This window comes from Faecalicatena contorta (assembly GCF_001404335.1).
In the GTDB taxonomy this organism is placed as follows: Bacteria; Bacillota; Clostridia; order Lachnospirales; family Lachnospiraceae; genus Faecalicatena; species Faecalicatena contortus_B.
Genome location: NZ_CYZU01000001.1, coordinates 20,539 through 35,755 on the forward strand (window position 1 = coordinate 20,539; position 15,217 = coordinate 35,755).

The 15,217-nt window shown below is 49.2% G+C and carries 14 protein-coding genes and 1 tRNA gene; 11 read left to right on the forward strand and 4 right to left on the reverse strand.

Annotated elements, in window-relative coordinates:
• Positions 1 to 78 precede the first annotated feature (78 nt).
• The 9 genes from ARB69_RS00070 (at position 79) to ARB69_RS00115 (ending at position 11,787) form a co-directional block, all read left to right on the forward strand.
• Entirely contained in the window at positions 79 to 1,071 is a 993-nt protein-coding gene (locus ARB69_RS00070; protein WP_050642745.1) for an ABC transporter ATP-binding protein, read from the forward strand.
• Positions 1,055 to 1,921, forward strand: coding sequence for an ABC transporter permease subunit (locus ARB69_RS00075; RefSeq protein ID WP_055149854.1), 867 nt, complete (start codon positions 1,055 to 1,057; stop codon positions 1,919 to 1,921). The genes ARB69_RS00070 and ARB69_RS00075 overlap by 17 nt, the downstream gene beginning before the upstream one ends.
• Positions 1,922 to 1,933: 12 nt before the next feature.
• Entirely contained in the window at positions 1,934 to 3,421 is a 1,488-nt protein-coding gene (locus ARB69_RS00080) for a GldG family protein (protein WP_055149857.1), read from the forward strand.
• Positions 3,422 to 3,435: 14 nt separating this feature from the next.
• Positions 3,436 to 4,344, forward strand: a complete 909-nt coding sequence (locus ARB69_RS00085; RefSeq protein WP_055150092.1) for a DUF4340 domain-containing protein — start codon at positions 3,436 to 3,438, stop codon at positions 4,342 to 4,344.
• A gap of 285 nt (positions 4,345 to 4,629) precedes the next feature.
• Positions 4,630 to 5,037, forward strand: coding sequence for a hypothetical protein (locus tag ARB69_RS00090; RefSeq protein ID WP_050641853.1), 408 nt, complete (start codon positions 4,630 to 4,632; stop codon positions 5,035 to 5,037).
• Between the two features lie 180 nt (positions 5,038 to 5,217).
• Entirely contained in the window at positions 5,218 to 5,949 is a 732-nt protein-coding gene (locus ARB69_RS00095) for a J domain-containing protein (RefSeq protein WP_055149860.1), read from the forward strand.
• A 370-nt stretch (positions 5,950 to 6,319) separates the two neighbouring features.
• Positions 6,320 to 6,832 (forward strand): complex I 24 kDa subunit family protein, encoded by a 513-nt coding sequence (locus ARB69_RS00105; RefSeq protein WP_025654621.1) that lies wholly within the window; start codon positions 6,320 to 6,322, stop codon positions 6,830 to 6,832.
• 4 nt (positions 6,833 to 6,836) lie between these two features.
• Positions 6,837 to 9,965 carry an NADH-ubiquinone oxidoreductase-F iron-sulfur binding region domain-containing protein gene (locus ARB69_RS00110; protein WP_083486971.1) on the forward strand — a complete coding sequence of 1,043 codons (3,129 nt, stop codon included), beginning with the start codon at positions 6,837 to 6,839 and terminating at the stop codon, positions 9,963 to 9,965.
• Positions 9,966 to 10,005: 40 nt separating this feature from the next.
• Positions 10,006 to 11,787: an NADH-dependent [FeFe] hydrogenase, group A6 gene (locus ARB69_RS00115; RefSeq protein WP_055149863.1), complete on the forward strand. Its 1,782-nt coding sequence runs from the start codon at positions 10,006 to 10,008 to the stop codon at positions 11,785 to 11,787.
• Between the two features lie 128 nt (positions 11,788 to 11,915).
• Here the strand turns inward: ARB69_RS00115 and ARB69_RS00120 are convergent, their stop codons facing one another.
• The 4 genes from ARB69_RS00120 to ARB69_RS00135 form a co-directional block, all read right to left on the reverse strand.
• Positions 11,916 to 12,140 (reverse strand): heavy-metal-associated domain-containing protein, encoded by a 225-nt coding sequence (locus tag ARB69_RS00120; protein WP_025654624.1) that lies wholly within the window; start codon positions 12,138 to 12,140, stop codon positions 11,916 to 11,918.
• Positions 12,141 to 12,606: 466 nt separating this feature from the next.
• The gene (locus tag ARB69_RS00125; protein WP_025654625.1) at positions 12,607 to 12,828 is read right to left on the reverse strand and encodes a heavy-metal-associated domain-containing protein; all 222 of its coding nucleotides are present in this window, start codon (positions 12,826 to 12,828) and stop codon (positions 12,607 to 12,609) included.
• Positions 12,829 to 13,212: 384 nt separating this feature from the next.
• Positions 13,213 to 13,296 (reverse strand) — tRNA-Leu (locus ARB69_RS00130).
• 185 nt (positions 13,297 to 13,481) lie between these two features.
• Positions 13,482 to 13,670, reverse strand: coding sequence for a hypothetical protein (locus ARB69_RS00135; RefSeq protein WP_055149866.1), 189 nt, complete (start codon positions 13,668 to 13,670; stop codon positions 13,482 to 13,484).
• Between the two features lie 150 nt (positions 13,671 to 13,820).
• Between ARB69_RS00135 and ARB69_RS00140 the strand changes: the two genes are divergently transcribed.
• On the forward strand, positions 13,821 to 14,783 hold the full coding sequence (locus ARB69_RS00140) for a beta-ketoacyl-ACP synthase III (RefSeq protein ID WP_050641848.1): 963 nt from the start codon (positions 13,821 to 13,823) through the stop codon (positions 14,781 to 14,783).
• A gap of 184 nt (positions 14,784 to 14,967) precedes the next feature.
• Positions 14,968 to 15,192, forward strand: a complete 225-nt coding sequence (locus tag ARB69_RS00145; RefSeq protein WP_050641847.1) for an acyl carrier protein — start codon at positions 14,968 to 14,970, stop codon at positions 15,190 to 15,192.
• The last annotated feature ends 25 nt before the right edge of the window (positions 15,193 to 15,217 follow it).

Sequence of the window (15,217 nt, forward strand, 5' to 3'; positions counted from 1 at the left end):
GGATCAGCCATCTGGGGACATAAATCATCAGCCGCACTCCAAAGCCGGCGTAAATTATCAGACCAGGGAGGTAAGGAATTGATTGAGGTAAAAAACTTAGTAAAAAAATACGGAAACCATCTGGCCATAGACCACCTGAATTTCAAGATTGAAAAAGGGAAGATCTATGGCTTTTTGGGCCCCAACGGAGCAGGAAAATCGACGACCATGAATATCATGACCGGGTACCTTGGAGCAACGGAAGGCGAGGTGCTGATTAACGGACACGACATTCTAAAGGAACCGGAAGAAGCGAAGAAGCACATAGGGTATCTTCCGGAGCTCCCGCCGCTGTACATGGAAATGACGGTGCAGGAGTATCTGGATTTTGCAGCGGAGCTGAAGGGAATCGCCAAAGACAAACGGGAATCCTCAGTGGAAGAGGTAATCAAGCTTGCAAAATTGATGGATGTCAGAGGCCGGCTGATCCGCAACCTGTCAAAAGGATACCGGCAGAGAGTTGGGCTGGCCCAGGCCATGCTGGGATTTCCGGACATTATTATACTTGATGAGCCCACCGTGGGGCTGGATCCGAAACAGATTATTGAGATCAGGGAGCTGATCCGGAAACTGGCGAAGGATCATACGGTTATCCTGAGTTCGCATATACTGGCCGAGGTCAGAGAGGTATGCGACTACATTATGATCATTTCGAAGGGCAGGCTTGTTGCCAGCGATACGCCGGATAATCTGGAGCATTTGATGGATGAAGCGGAGTCCGTCGAGATCCTGGCGAAAACAGAACCTTCGAATCTGCGTGACATATTGAATCCGATCAGGGATATCACCGGCATGAAAACAGAAAAGAGAGCGGACGGGACAACATATGCAGTATTGGAAGTAAAAGACAACAAAGATATCCGGGAACAGGTATTCTTTGCATTTGCCGGGGCAGGCTGTCCTCTTCTTATGCTGAATACGAACCGTGCAAGTCTGGAGGAGATCTTCCTGGAACTGACACAGGGGGAAACAGGCTCGAAACTGCTGTCTGCAAAGAGAGAGGAGGCGGGGACAGATGCTGGCGATTTATAAGAGAGAACTGAAGTCCTATTTTCAGTCCATGATTGGATGTGTCTTTATAGCGTTCCTTGTAGCATTTGCGGGAATTTATTTTATGGCTTACAACCTGAATGCGGGATACCCCTACTTCTCCTACACGCTTTCCGGCGTACTGATTGTTTTTCTTGTAGGGATACCGCTGATCACAATGAAAAGCTTTTCGGAGGAGCGGAGAAACAAGACAGACCAGCTGCTTTTGACTGCGCCGGTTAGCCTGCGCCAGGTTGTGATGGGAAAATACCTTGCGATGGTTTCCGTGCTGGCAGTGCCGAACCTGATCTTTTGTTTATTCCCTTTGATTATTAAAATGCAGGGAACCGCATATCTGAAGGTGGATTATATATCTATTGTGGTATTTTTCCTTCTCGGATGCGTATATATTGCGATCGGGATGTTTTTGTCCTCACTGACAGAGAGCCAGATCATTGCCTTTATCACCACATTCGGGGTTCTGCTCGTTCTGTATCTGTGGGACGGCATCCTGTCTTTCCTTCCAAGTTCAGCTATCAGCGGCGCTGTGGGGATTATCATACTTCTGACCATTGTAGCTGCCTATATTCAGCAGATGACGGGCAACTGGTTTATCAGCGGAGGGATTGAACTCATTGGGATTGCGGCCTGTGTAGTCACGTATATTGTAAAATCCAGCCTGTTCGAGAACATTCTGACGAAGTTCCTTGGAAACCTTGCGCTTGCAAATGTTTTTACGGATATCACGTCGAACAGCATAGTAGATATCAGCGGCATAGTTCTGTATTTGTCTGTAATTGTAGTGTTTATTTTCCTGACAGTACAGGCAATTCAGAAAAGACGCTGGAGTTAGGAGGGCCGGAAATTGCAGAAAATAAAAAATTTATTTCATACAGCGGGAACAAAAAACGGAACCTACAGCGTGGGGATTACCGTGATCGTGGTCGCAATCGTAATAGTAGCCAATATGATATTCGGACAGATCCCCGAGAAATACAGGAATATCGATGTCAGCAGCACAAAGATCTACGAGATCACGGATACCAGCCGGGAGCTCCTGAAGGATCTGAACCATAAAATAAGGTTTACGGTTTTGGCAGAGAAAGACAAGGCGGACGACCGGATTAAAACATTTTTAAGCAAATATGCAGCTTTGTCCAAATATATTTCTGTGGAGTGGATTGACCCCGTACTCCATCCGTCTGCGTTAACGGAGTACGAGACCAGCGCGAATACGATCGTGGTAGAATGTGCGGATACGGGCAAGAGCACAACTGTTTCATTTGACGATATTGTGGTCATGGATACCTCCTCCTATTATTATACGGGCAGTGTATCGGAATCCGAATTCGACGGCGAAGGCCAGCTGACCAGTGCGGTGAATTACGTGACCAGTGATGTAAATAAAAAAATATACAGAACAACGGGGCACGGTGAGGCCACATTATCAAACTCAATTACAGAGTTAATGGACAAAAATAATTACAAGATTGAAGAACTGAATCTGGTGATGCAGGCATCCATACCCGAAGACTGCGATCTTCTGCTTATGTACGCGCCGGCCACGGATTTGACAGACGATGAAAAAGCAGCAATGCAGCAATTCCTTTCGTCAGGCGGGAAAGTGATGATTCTCCTGGGAGATACCAGCACTTCAGTGCTTCCGAATATTGCCTCCATCATGAAGGAATATGGCATGGAAGAAGCCGATGGGTATATTGCCGATCCCCAGAGATGTTACCAGGGCAATTATTACTATATATTCCCGACGCTTACATTGTCAGGAGATCTGGCGAAAGGCATGTCTTCGCAGATGGTGCTTGTCACCAATACCCGGGGCCTGAACCTGGTAGATGCCGAGAGAGATACCATTAGTTCCAGCTCTTTTATGACAACGACGGACAGCGCCTATGCGGTCACGGAAGACAGCCAGACGCAGGGCACGTATACACTGGGGGCGGTTGCCACAGAGCAGATCAGTGCCGACACCAAGGATGAGAATAAAGACGAAGCTACTGAAGCAGCAGAGGACGATACGCAAAGCAAAGACACATCAGACACTGCTAAGGAGAGCGCGAAAGAAAGCCGATTGACCGTAATCATGGCGGGAAGCCTGATCGATTCCCAGATCACAGATACCTTCACGCAGCTTGAGAATACGACGTTATTTATGAATGCCGTAAGCAGCAATTTTGACGGCGTACAGAATATATCAATTGAACCAAAGAGCCTTGCCACGGAATATAATACCGTGCAGCATGCAGGACTATTCAGCCTGCTCGTAATATTCGGTATCCCGCTGCTGATTCTGATCGGTGGATTTGCAGTATGGTTTAAGAGAAGAAAAGCATAGGAGGGCGGATGAAGATGGAGAAAAAAAAGAAGAAATCCTTCCTTTTGCTGCTCTGCCTTCTGCTGGTTCTTTTGATTGCCTATCTTGGGATGCAAAGGTGGAATAAGAAGCAGGAAGAAAAGAAGGAAGCAAAAACAGAAGCGGAAACGGTATACGTGACTGATATAGACGAAATTACAAGCATTCAGTATGATGCAGGCAGCGGAGAATTTCATTTTGTAAAGGAGGACGGTACGTGGTACAATGCCGATGACCGGGATTTCCCGCTGGCACAGAGCTACCCGGAACAAATGGCCTCTGATTTTGCCAGACTGAAGGCAGAGCGGGAGCTGAAAGACGGGGATTCGCTGGAGGACTATGGGTTAAAAGATCCGGTATACACGGTTGTGCTGACCGGAAAAGACGGAAAAGAGACCGCTGTTTATTACGGAAATGCTGTGGGAGATAACTATTATGCCACTGTGGGGGATACGGGAAAGGTGTACACGGTGAGCGGCACTTCCATATCTGACCTGCAGTATTCACTGGAGGACATGGCGCAGCTGGATACCTATCCCAATATTGGAAGCGGCAATCTGAAGAAAGTTGTCGTAACAAGAGATGGCAGCGAGGCCACCTATGATTCGGAAAATAATGACGATACAGAAGCCATTGCAACGGCTGCCGGCGGACTGGGAGCTGTCACCCTGAGCAAGGCCGCGGATTATTCCGTGGAGGAGGAAGACCTGGCCGGATTTGGCCTGGATGAAGCGTCAGGAATCACTGTGAAGGCCGTCTATACGCAGGACGATGAGGAACAGACGCTTACGCTTTATATTGGAAAAGAAGATGGTGAGGGAAACCGCTATGTCATGCTGAATGATTCCAGGATTGTATACCTGATCTCAGATGAGATCTGCAAAAATATCTTAAATGAAAAGTAATGGGCAGGGACAAAGTGGGCCTGCCCACTTTGCACGCAGCAGTTCAGGCAGGTCTGAACTGTTGCCTTTGCAAGTAAATTTTATATTTATTTTATAAGACATTTCTTGACAATTCAGAGAAAACAGAGGAGAATATTTCACATGTAGTTCATTACCCTGCAGATGGCTGCGGGGCATCAATTCAGCAGCACAGAGGGAAGCGGGACGGCCCAGGGGAAGACGCCGGAAACAGGCAGTCCTGATTTCCGCTTGCTGCCGCAGGAATAAAAGTGAGGATGGTAAAACATGAAAGAAAAACTGATACGTTTCATGCAGGGAAGATACGGAGTCGATACATTTTCGAAGTTCCTGCTTATAGTGGGTCTGGCGGTGGTGTTAATCTCTTCTGTAATCGGAGGAGACAGAGTCCGTCTTATCTTATATGCACTGGGCTGGGTCCTGATTATCTACTGCTATTTCCGGATGTTTTCAAAGAATGTGACAAAACGGTATGCAGAGAATCAGGCATTTCTGGCAAAGACGAGTAAGATACGCGGCTTTTTCCGGAATCAGAAAGCTATATGGAAGCAGAGAAAAACGCACCATATTTATAAATGCCCTGGCTGCGGACAGAAGATCAGGGTGCCAAAGGGGAAGGGAAAGATCGAGGTGCGCTGTCCGAAGTGCAGTCAGACCTTTATTAAAAACAGCTGATTGAGGATGCAGGATAAGGAGAAAAAGCGGTGCTGGAGGCAGACCGGTGTGCTGCCGGCAGGCCTCTTTTTCTGGTATGAGAACTCTCGGAAAAAAGAGAGGAAACGTAACAGTTCAGGTCCGTCTGAATTGTTACGTTTAGAAGGTTAGGGACAGAGATGGTGAGGAGAATGGAAGACGATGAATGATCCGTATAAAGTGTTGGGTGTGTCAAGGGATGCAGCCGATGAAGAGATAAAAAAAGCATACCGGACGCTGAGCAGAAAGTACCATCCCGATGCGAATATCAACAACCCCATGCGTGATGAGGCGGAAACCAGGTTTAAAGAAGTACAGCAGGCCTATCAGCAGATTATGGATGAACGCGAACACGGATATACCGGAGGTACAGGCGGTTATGGGAATACCGGAAGCTATGGGGGATATGGCGGATATGGAGGTTTCGGCGGCTTTGGCGGTTTTGGGGGCTATGGCCCCTACGGCGGGCAGGAACAGCGTTCGGGGGGAAACAGCGAGACAGATATACACCTGAAGGCGGCGGCCAATTACCTGCAGGCCGGCCGATATGAAGAGGCGCTCCATGTCCTGAACGGGATCCATGACAGGAGCGCCCTGTGGTATTTTTACAGCGCATCGGCAAATTCGGGGATGGGCAGCAATGTCACTGCACTGGAACATGCGAAGGAAGCCGTAAGGCTGGAGCCGGAGAATATGCAGTACCAGATGCTGCTGCAGCGCCTGCAGGGCGGCGGTTCCTGGTATCAGCAGCGGCAGAGCGTGTATGGATATCCGGGGGCGGGCGGCAGCGATTTGTGCATGAAACTCTGTATTGCAAATCTGCTCTGTAATCTGTGCTGCGGTGGCAGCGGGCTGTGCTGCGGCGGAGGCGGATATGGGGGCAGATATATATAGGGAGTGCCTCTTTGGATAGCAGTTTTTGTTGTCTGTCAATTCTTTGTCATACTATGAATTTTGCGATTGCATCTTGACAGAGACAAACTGGTTGTGATATGATCGGTACCATAACAAAAACTTTCAGACAATTTGCTTGAATTTGTACAATTAATAACAAGCTTATCGTTCCTGATTTTTAGGGGAAAATGCCAGAAACAGGGAGGAGTCATATCATATGGACCAGTATATACATAAAAAAACAGGAAAACAGGATTCAGGATGTAAAAAACATACAGGTAATCAATCAGCGGGAGCTGCCATTCAGGCAGTTCCCGCTTTTACTTTGTATGTTTTTTCACAATAAAAAAGTAAAAGGAGGCACTAATTGATGGGTGAATACACACAAGGATGCTGTGGCTGTGCCCACAGTGAGACAGCTCTGCTGGAGCGGATCGCGGAATTGACAGCGGAGTACAAAGGGAAGGAAGGGAGCCTGATCCAGGTTCTCCACATGGCACAGGGAATCTATGGCTATCTGCCGCTGGAGGTGCAGGAAGTCATAGCGGACGGCCTGGATATACCTTTGGCCGAGGTGTCAGGGGTCGTTACATTTTACTCCTTCTTTGCCACCCAGCCAAGAGGTAAGCACACCATACGTGTCTGTCTCGGCACGGCCTGCTATGTAAGGGGCGGTAAAAAGATTGTGGAGAGGCTGAGGGAGATTCTGGGTGTAGAGATTGGGGAGACCACAAAGGACAGGATATTCACGTTTGAAGTGGCTCGCTGTATCGGTTCCTGCGGGCTGGCGCCGGCCATGTCCATAGACGATCAGGTCTACAAACAAGTAAACCCCGACAAACTGGAACAGATACTGCAACGCTACTATGAGGAGGAGGAGTAAAACTATGGCTGTAATAAATGAGACATCCAGGGAAACCCTGGTGGTAAGGGACCAGATGGATCTCCGCGTGATCAAAGGAGATTACCTGGCGCAGCGGAGAAAGTACAGACGCCAGGTTCTGGTGTGCGGAGGCGCGGGCTGTATCTCTTCCCACTGTCAGGAAGTAAAAGACGCGCTTCACGAGTCGCTGGCCAATTATCAGCTGGAGGACGAGATAGAGGTCCTGGTCACCGGCTGTATGGGAACCTGTTCTCTGGGACCGGTGATCCTGGTTGAGCCTGACGGAGTATTCTATACCGAGATGGATCCGGAAAAGGTGGATCATATTGTGTTCAGGCATCTGATGAATGATGAGGTATGCGAGGAGTATACATACTTTGATGACGACATGGGGATCCATGTACCGTTGATGAAAGATATCGGCTTCTTTGAGGGCCAGGTCCGCATTGCCCTGAGAAACTGCGGAAGGATGGAGTTCTCTTCTCTGGCGGCCTATATATCCAGGGATGGGTATGGGGCGCTTGCAAAGGTATTGAGCGGCATGAGCCGGGAAGAGGTGGTCGCGGTCGTGAAAAACTCCGGCCTGAGAGGGCGCGGAGGCGCGGGCTTCCCAACCGGCGTAAAATGGGAGGCAGGAATGAAGGCCCAGTCGCCGGACGGACGCAAATTCATGGTCTGCAACGCGGATGAAGGGGATCCCGGGGCATTCATGGACCGGAGCCTCCTGGAAGGGGATCCCCACAGCGTCATCGAAGGTATGATGCTGGGTGGATACGCGATCGGAGCATCAAAAGGCTATATTTATGTGCGCGCAGAATATCCCATCGCGGTAAAGAGGCTGGGCGATGCCATCGACCAGGCCAGGGCGGCCGGTATTCTGGGCAAAAACATCATGGGCAGCGGTTTTGATTTTGACGTAGAGATCCGCATAGGGGCGGGTGCATTTGTGTGCGGCGAAGAGACTTCCCTATTGGCCTCTATTGAGGGCAGGAGGGGAGAGCCAAGCCAGAAACCGCCGTTCCCGTTTGAAAAGGGCCTGTTTGAAAGCCCGACGATCATCAATAATGTGGAGACGCTGGCTAATGTGGCGCCTATTATCCTGAACGGCTCCAGCTGGTATCGAAAAATCGGTACGGATCTGAGCGCCGGAACGAAGGTGTTTGCCCTGGCAGGAGACATCGTTAACGCCGGGATCATTGAAGTTCCTATGGGCACGATTCTGGGGGATATCATCTATAAGATTGGCGGCGGTATCATAGGGGGCAAGCAGTTCAAGGCCATTCAGTCAGGCGGGCCTTCCGGCGGCTGCCTCACCAGGGCGCATTTGAATACCCCGGTGGATTATGAGTCCCTGGCGGAGCTTGGGGCGATCATGGGGTCCGGCGGTCTGGTCGTCATGAACGAAGATACGTGTATGGTAGATACGGCCCGGTATTTCATGGATTTTATCTGTGATGAATCCTGCGGCAAATGTCTCCCCTGCCGTAACGGCACCCGCCGCATGCTGGAGCTTCTGGAAGGGATAACGGAAGGGGATGGCCGTCCGGAAGACCTGGAGCTTCTGGAGGAACTGGCGGAGACGATCAAACAGACTGCCATGTGCGGCCTTGGGCAGACAGCTCCCAACCCGGTACTTTCCACTTTAAAATATTTCCGCGGGGAATATGAATCCCACATTTATGATAAACACTGCGCGGCAGGTGTCTGTGCGGAACTTCAGACCTCACCGTGCCGAAATGCATGTCCGGCAAATGTTTATATTCCGGGTTACCTTTCTCTGCTGGCAGCAGGGCGGACCGACGATGCCTACCGTCTGATCCGGCAGGATAATCCATTCCCGGCTGTGTGCGGGCGTGTCTGCACCCATCCGTGTGAGGATCACTGCCGAAGGGCGCAGGTGGATGAGCCTGTTGCTATTTGTTCTGTAAAAAGATTTATCGGGGATTACGCGCTTCGGGATGATTATAATATCCCGATGGTGGAGCCGCTGCCGTCTACCGGAAAGAGAATATCCGTCATCGGAGCCGGCCCGTCTGGCCTGACTTGTGCCTATTACCTGGCAAACCTGGGGCATGAAGTACATATATACGAAGCAGAATCCGTGGCCGGCGGCGTTTTATATTGGGGAATCCCCGAGTACCGGCTGCCTAAGCAGGTTCTCGAGAAAGAGATCCATGCCATCGAAAAGAGCGGCGTCCATATCCATCTGAACACCAGCATAGGTACAGACTTGAGCTTTGATGATATGCGCAGCCAGTCTGATGCTGTTTACATTGCGGCAGGGACCCAGGCTTCCCGTCTGCTCGATATCCCGGGCGAGGAACTGGAAGGCGTGGAAAGCGGCGTCGGATTCCTGAAACGCGTTGGGTTGAAGAAAGACCTGTCCGTACCGAAACATCTTGTTGTTATCGGCGGGGGCAGTACGGCGATTGATGTTGCGAGAACCGCCGTCCGCCTCGGCTCAGAGCAGGTTACCGTAGTCTACCGCAGAACAGAGCAGGAGATGCCTGCAGGCAGGGAAGAGGTAGAAGAGGCACGGGAAGAGGGCATTGAGATTATATCATTGGCGTCCCCGCTGGAATTCGTGGGTGAACAAGGCAAAGTGACTGGGGTTCATCTGATCCGCCGCCGTATAGCGGAATTTGGCAGCGACGGGCGCAGGCTGACCAAACAGCTGCAGGGTTCGAACTTTACCATCGATTGTGACGGTGTCGTTACTGCCATAAATCAGGATGTGGACCACAAGGTTTACAGGACGACCAATGTGGGGATGGATAAGACCGGCAAACTGGAGATCAATAAATATACCAGACAGACTGCAGAGAAAGGCATATTTGCGGGAGGCGATGTCAGCCCATGGGGCAAGAATGTTGTGATCCAGGCCATTGCCGACGGCAAGCAGGCCGCCGTGAAGATCGATCAGTACCTGGGCGGAACAGGGGAATTGAACAAGGGGCAGCAGTTCGACATTCCGGAAATCGAACTGGAAGTGAACGAACCCCATGACCGTTACCCGACCAGATGCCTGAAACCGGAAGAACGGACCGGCAATTTCCGGGAAGTAAACTGTGGATATCACAAGCTGGACGCTATGGCAGAGTCCCTGCGCTGTCTGCATTGCGACAGGCGGTAGCAGCGGGAACCCATAACAAGACAGAGACCAGGAGGTTAATATGATACATTTAACAATAAATGGAAAGCCGGTGGAGGTATTGGAAGGCTCCACCATCATGGAAGCGGCAGAGGCTTCCGGCATCCGCGTGCCCAGCCTGTGCCATATGAAAGATGTCCACCAGTACGGTTCCTGCCGTATCTGCGTGGTGGAAGTGGAAGGGATGAAGAACCTGCAGGCGTCCTGTATGGTAAAGGCCAGAGAGGGCATGAAGGTGAGAACCCATTCTCCAAAGGTTCTGGAGGCCAGGAAGGTTCTGTATGAACTTCTGTTGTCCAATCATTCACAGGACTGCCTGAATTGCAGCCGTAACCAGAGCTGTGAGCTGCAGGCCCTCGGATATGAGCTGGACGTGTCTGAAAGCCGTTTTGAAGGCGCAGTGTCCGAGGGGCATGTGGACATATCCCCGTCCATTACCCGTGTTACCAGCAAATGCATTCTGTGCCGCCGCTGTGTGACTGCCTGCGCGGGAATACAAAAGGTAGGGGCAATTCAGGCGCAGAACAGGGGATTTGAGACTACGGTCAGCCCGGCGATGGGGCTGCCGCTTAATTCCACATCCTGTGCGATGTGCGGGCAGTGCACCATCGTCTGTCCCACCGGAGCACTCAAGGAGACAGATGGCCTGACACCGGTATGGAAGGCCTTGGCCGATCCCAGGAAGCGGGTGGTGGTTCAGGTGGCTCCCGCCGTGCGTGCGGCTCTGGGTGAGGAATTCGGCCTGCCCTGTGGAACTCCGGTAACAGGTAAAATCGCCGCAGCCCTTCACGATATAGGATTTGATGACGTATTCGATACCTTATTCTCCGCGGATCTGACGATCCTGGAGGAAGGGACTGAGCTGCTGGGGCGCCTGAATGCGGCGCTGGCCGGCGAAGAAGCCGTGCTTCCGATGATCACAAGCTGCTCTCCGGGCTGGATCAAGCATGTGGAGCACCAGTTCCCGGAGGCACTGGGACATCTCTCTACCTGTAAGAGCCCGCATACCATGATGGGAGCATTAGTGAAGTCCTACTATGCAGAGAAAACGGGCACAGAGCCCGAGGATATGTTCGTGGTTTCGGTTATGCCCTGTACGGCAAAGAAATACGAGATTCAGCGGCCAGAGATGGAAGTGGAAGGAAAACGCGACGTAGATGCGGTGCTGACTACACGGGAACTGGCGCGAATGATTAAGAAAGCAGGCATCGATTTCGTAAAGCTGCCCGATGCAGAATTTGATGCTCCAATGGGGCTGGGGACCGGCGCGGCTGATATCTTCGGTGTGACCGGAGGCGTAATGGAAGCCGCTCTGCGTACGGTTTATGAAGTAGTAACCGGGGAAGAACTGCCTTTTGAAAAACTGCATGTAACGCCAATTGTAGGTCTTGAGCAGGTGAAGACGGCGGAGATCACCATTGGGAAAACGCTGCCGGAATACGCGCATCTGCAGGGCGTGACGGTGAAGATTGCAGTGACCAGCGGCCTGGCAGGGGCATCCAGACTTATGCAGGAGGTTGCGGATGGTGCATCGCCATATCACTTCATCGAGGTGATGGGATGTCCCGGCGGCTGTATCAACGGCGGCGGCCAGCCACGGTGCAGTGAGGAGGGATATCGTGAAAAGAGGTCGCGGGCCCTGTACAGCGAGGATGAACGCAAGGTGCTGCGCAAGTCCCATGAGAATCCGGATCTGATGAAACTATATGCAGAATTTCTGGGAGATCCGAATGGACATAAGGCTCATGATCTGCTGCATACACATTATGTTCCGCGGGGAAAATATAACCAGCTGGCAGAATGAGCCGGTTTCAATAAGTTTAGTGAGGATTCTCCCAACTCCATAGGGTGAGAGGTGAATCAACAAAAACAGCGGTGTATCGATCCATCCCGGTAAAGGGATATGGAGGGATACACCGCTGCTGCATGTCGTTATTCTCTGTTAGGGCAATTCTTACAGTAAAATGGATCGGCAAGAATCTTTTGGATCTGACGCTCAATCTCTTCTTCTTTGTCATCGTCCATATCAACGGTAATCTTCTTCAATTTGAATGAAGCTACGGCTTTATTCACGCCCGTTAAGGTGCTGATATGTGTTTCCGTCACTTGAGAGCAGTGTGTACAGGTTACGTTGTCTAAGGTATATACTTTTCTCATTTCTTTCCCTCCTCTTAGAGATTGGGTGATTTTCGGCTCATACGAAAGAATTGCCTGATTCCATGAACAACAATGAAGCAGCTGAAAATATCTTATGCCGGCGTACACTTTGGGGTCTTTTTTCTCCGTCCTATTTCCACCCTTTTGGCTACAATATACTTATAGTTTCATTATATGGAAAAGAAAAAATGCTGTCAATGGGCCTTTAGTAGTAGACTTATTTAAACAATCTTAAAACAGCGTTGTGCCGCTTAAACCCATAAAAGGAGTATTGAGCGATACAGCGCTGTTTCAAGAAGATTCCGGAGCACCCGGAATCTAGTACTGGCTTTAGAACTACAACGATTCAAGTGGAGATACTTGATAAACCATGAACAAACTGTGCAACGAATGGCGGACATTGAATGGTAAGCTGTCCGCAGCCATTCTCTATATGACTGTACGAAATTACTTTGGTCTGCCCGAATTATCTGTTAGGACAAGTCTTACAATAAACAGGGTTCTCTATTAAGTTGAGAACCTGGCTTTCAACCTCTGCTTCTTTGTCATCATCCATATTAACAGTTACTTTTTTTAATTTAAAAGAAATCATTGCTGATGTTACGCCAGGAATGGCACTCATTTTAGTTTCCATCACTTGTGCGCAGTGTGAACATGTTACATCTCCTAAGGCATAAATTTTTTTCATCGTTTCCCTCCTCTTAGTATGGGATGAAATAGGGACATTTGAAAGAGATGCCGCTGTTATAAGCAGTAATGAAGCTGCCGCAGCGAAGCGATGTCGATGCATGCTTTGGGCCTTTTTCATGTCCTGTTTTCACCTGTTTTTGGCTACAATAAATTTATAGTTTCATTATATTTAAAACAAAAGATATCGTCAATGGGCCTTTAGTAGTAGTGTTTGGTCAAGTTGCTGCTGAACATACAGAGATACGTATTAGTATGTGCAGGTCCATTGGCATACGTGCATCCTCCCGGAAGAGTTTTATGATATAGAAAATTCAAAAGGAATTTCCTATATCATAAAAAAAGAGAAGCCTTAATAAATTAAGACTTCTCACTTCTCAATCAATGCGGAAGAAGAGACTTGAACTCTCACAGGATAAACTCCCACTAGAACCTGAATCTAGCGCGTCTGCCATTCCGCCACTTCCGCTCGACAAGTGATATTTTATCATAAGCTACCGGACTTTGTAAACCCCTATTTTAAAATTCTTTACCTTTAGGCATTTTAGATGAATTTTCTGAATTCGGAAGATGTTTGTAATCATTGTTCAAGACAAGGAGATTCATTGGCCTGCACCGATACTTGAGGAGGTGCTGTGAAATTGCAAAGCCTCCTCACAGCACCCCAAACAGATCTGCCACATCCTCAGTATTAATAATCCGGCTGCCCGGGTTTTCTGCATTTGCCAGAATGGATTTATAGTACTTACCTCTTTCCGCAGCTTTTACAAATGGGCATTCATCAGAGGCCAGCTGGTTCTCAACAATTTCTAATACTGTATCTTTTAATCGATTGTTCGGCATTGTAATTTCTGAGGGGGCTCTCCCTACATCCTACAAATATTCCTCTTGACAAATAAGCTATTTGTTATTATACTTTGATAATCAAAGTATTTTAAGATAAAAGTATTTGAGCTGAAAATAAAACTACGAATTCAAACATGGAGATAGAATATGATAGGAAAGATATGTGGAACAGGTTCTTATGTGCCGGAGCATTTTCTGGATAACGATGATTTAGCCAGGCTGGTCGATACCAGTGATGAATGGATACGGGAGAGGACCGGTGTTGTGAGGCGGCATATTATTGAGGATGACACGACTGTTTCCATGGCTGTGAAGGCGTCCCGGGCAGCGCTGGAAGACAGCGGCGTGGATCCAAAGGAGCTGGATTTGATCCTGGTATCGACGTTCACTTCAGAGGTTCTGCTTCCCTGTACGGCGTGCGAGGTGCAGCGGGAACTGGGGGCTGTCAATGCGGCCGGATTTGATTTGAATGCGGCATGTACGGGGTTTCTTTTTGCGTATAATACAGCCCAGGCCTATATTGCTTCCGGGATGTACCGGACGATCCTGGTGATTGGGGCGGAAAGTTTATCGAATACGGTGAACTGGAAAGACAGAGGCACCTGTATTTTGTTTGGGGACGGGGCTGGGGCGGCCGTGCTCAGAGCTGAAGAAGGCACCCTTTATCAGCCGGTTACCCATTCTGACGGGGGGAAAGGAAATGCGCTAACGTGTATGAGCAGGCACCGCAAGGACCGGTTACCTGATGAACAGGACACGGACTCTTATATGAAAATGAACGGCCAGGCCGTGTTTAAATTTGCGGTTAAGAAGGTGCCGGAGGCAGTTCTGGAGGTTTTGTCCGGGGCGGGGCGCACTGCGGATGAGGTGGATTATTTTGTTCTTCACCAGGCAAACCAGAGGATCGTAGAGGCTGTGGCGAAAAGGCTGAAACAGGATATCAGTAAATTTCCCATGAATATGCAGGAATATGGGAATACATCCTCGGCCAGCATTCCCATCTTATTAGATGAGTTGAACCGGAAGGGAACGCTCAAAAAGGGCGATAGGCTGGTACTGTCGGGGTTCGGGGCAGGGCTTTCCTGGGGAGCGGCCTTTCTGGAATGGTAGAGGCGGTATATCAGGTAATTTTCTATAGAACAGGAATTAGAAACAGGTAATTGAAACGGGTAATCTCCGGCTGGATATAAGGCTGAATATCAATGTGTCAGTTCATTATTTTACGATGTACCAGGCCGGATTACATAAATAAATAATAAATATAAAGAAAAGAGCATGAAAGGAATTTAAAACTATGTTAGAAAAAGTAAAAGAAATCGTAGCAGATTCATTGGGAGCAGACAGCAACACAATTACAGAAGCAACTTCATTCAAGGATGACCTTGGAGCAGACTCTCTGGATCTGTTTGAAGTTGTGATGGCATTTGAGGAAGAATTTGATGTGGAGATTCCATCTGAGGATCTGGAGCAGATCGCTACAGTCGGAGACGTTGTAAAATATTTAGAAGCGCACAAATAATAAGTACTTGAAAGAAAGGTTGTTA

What these genes read in the sequence shown, in the direction of transcription:
- ARB69_RS00105 (WP_025654621.1), top strand. Translation starts at nt 6,320, where the DNA reads ATGGGTGAATACACACAAGGATGCTGTGGCTGTGCCCACAGTGAGACA.
- ARB69_RS00095 (WP_055149860.1), top strand. Translation starts at nt 5,218, where the DNA reads ATGAATGATCCGTATAAAGTGTTGGGTGTGTCAAGGGATGCAGCCGAT.
- ARB69_RS00120 (WP_025654624.1), bottom strand. Translation starts at nt 12,140, where the DNA reads ATGAGAAAAGTATATACCTTAGACAACGTAACCTGTACACACTGCTCT.
- ARB69_RS00110 (WP_083486971.1), top strand. Translation starts at nt 6,837, where the DNA reads ATGGCTGTAATAAATGAGACATCCAGGGAAACCCTGGTGGTAAGGGAC.
- ARB69_RS00125 (WP_025654625.1), bottom strand. Translation starts at nt 12,828, where the DNA reads ATGAAAAAAATTTATGCCTTAGGAGATGTAACATGTTCACACTGCGCA.
- ARB69_RS00145 (WP_050641847.1), top strand. Translation starts at nt 14,968, where the DNA reads ATGTTAGAAAAAGTAAAAGAAATCGTAGCAGATTCATTGGGAGCAGAC.
- ARB69_RS00135 (WP_055149866.1), bottom strand. Translation starts at nt 13,670, where the DNA reads ATGCCGAACAATCGATTAAAAGATACAGTATTAGAAATTGTTGAGAAC.
- ARB69_RS00090 (WP_050641853.1), top strand. Translation starts at nt 4,630, where the DNA reads ATGAAAGAAAAACTGATACGTTTCATGCAGGGAAGATACGGAGTCGAT.
- ARB69_RS00115 (WP_055149863.1), top strand. Translation starts at nt 10,006, where the DNA reads ATGATACATTTAACAATAAATGGAAAGCCGGTGGAGGTATTGGAAGGC.
- ARB69_RS00085 (WP_055150092.1), top strand. Translation starts at nt 3,436, where the DNA reads ATGGAGAAAAAAAAGAAGAAATCCTTCCTTTTGCTGCTCTGCCTTCTG.
- ARB69_RS00140 (WP_050641848.1), top strand. Translation starts at nt 13,821, where the DNA reads ATGATAGGAAAGATATGTGGAACAGGTTCTTATGTGCCGGAGCATTTT.
- ARB69_RS00075 (WP_055149854.1), top strand. Translation starts at nt 1,055, where the DNA reads ATGCTGGCGATTTATAAGAGAGAACTGAAGTCCTATTTTCAGTCCATG.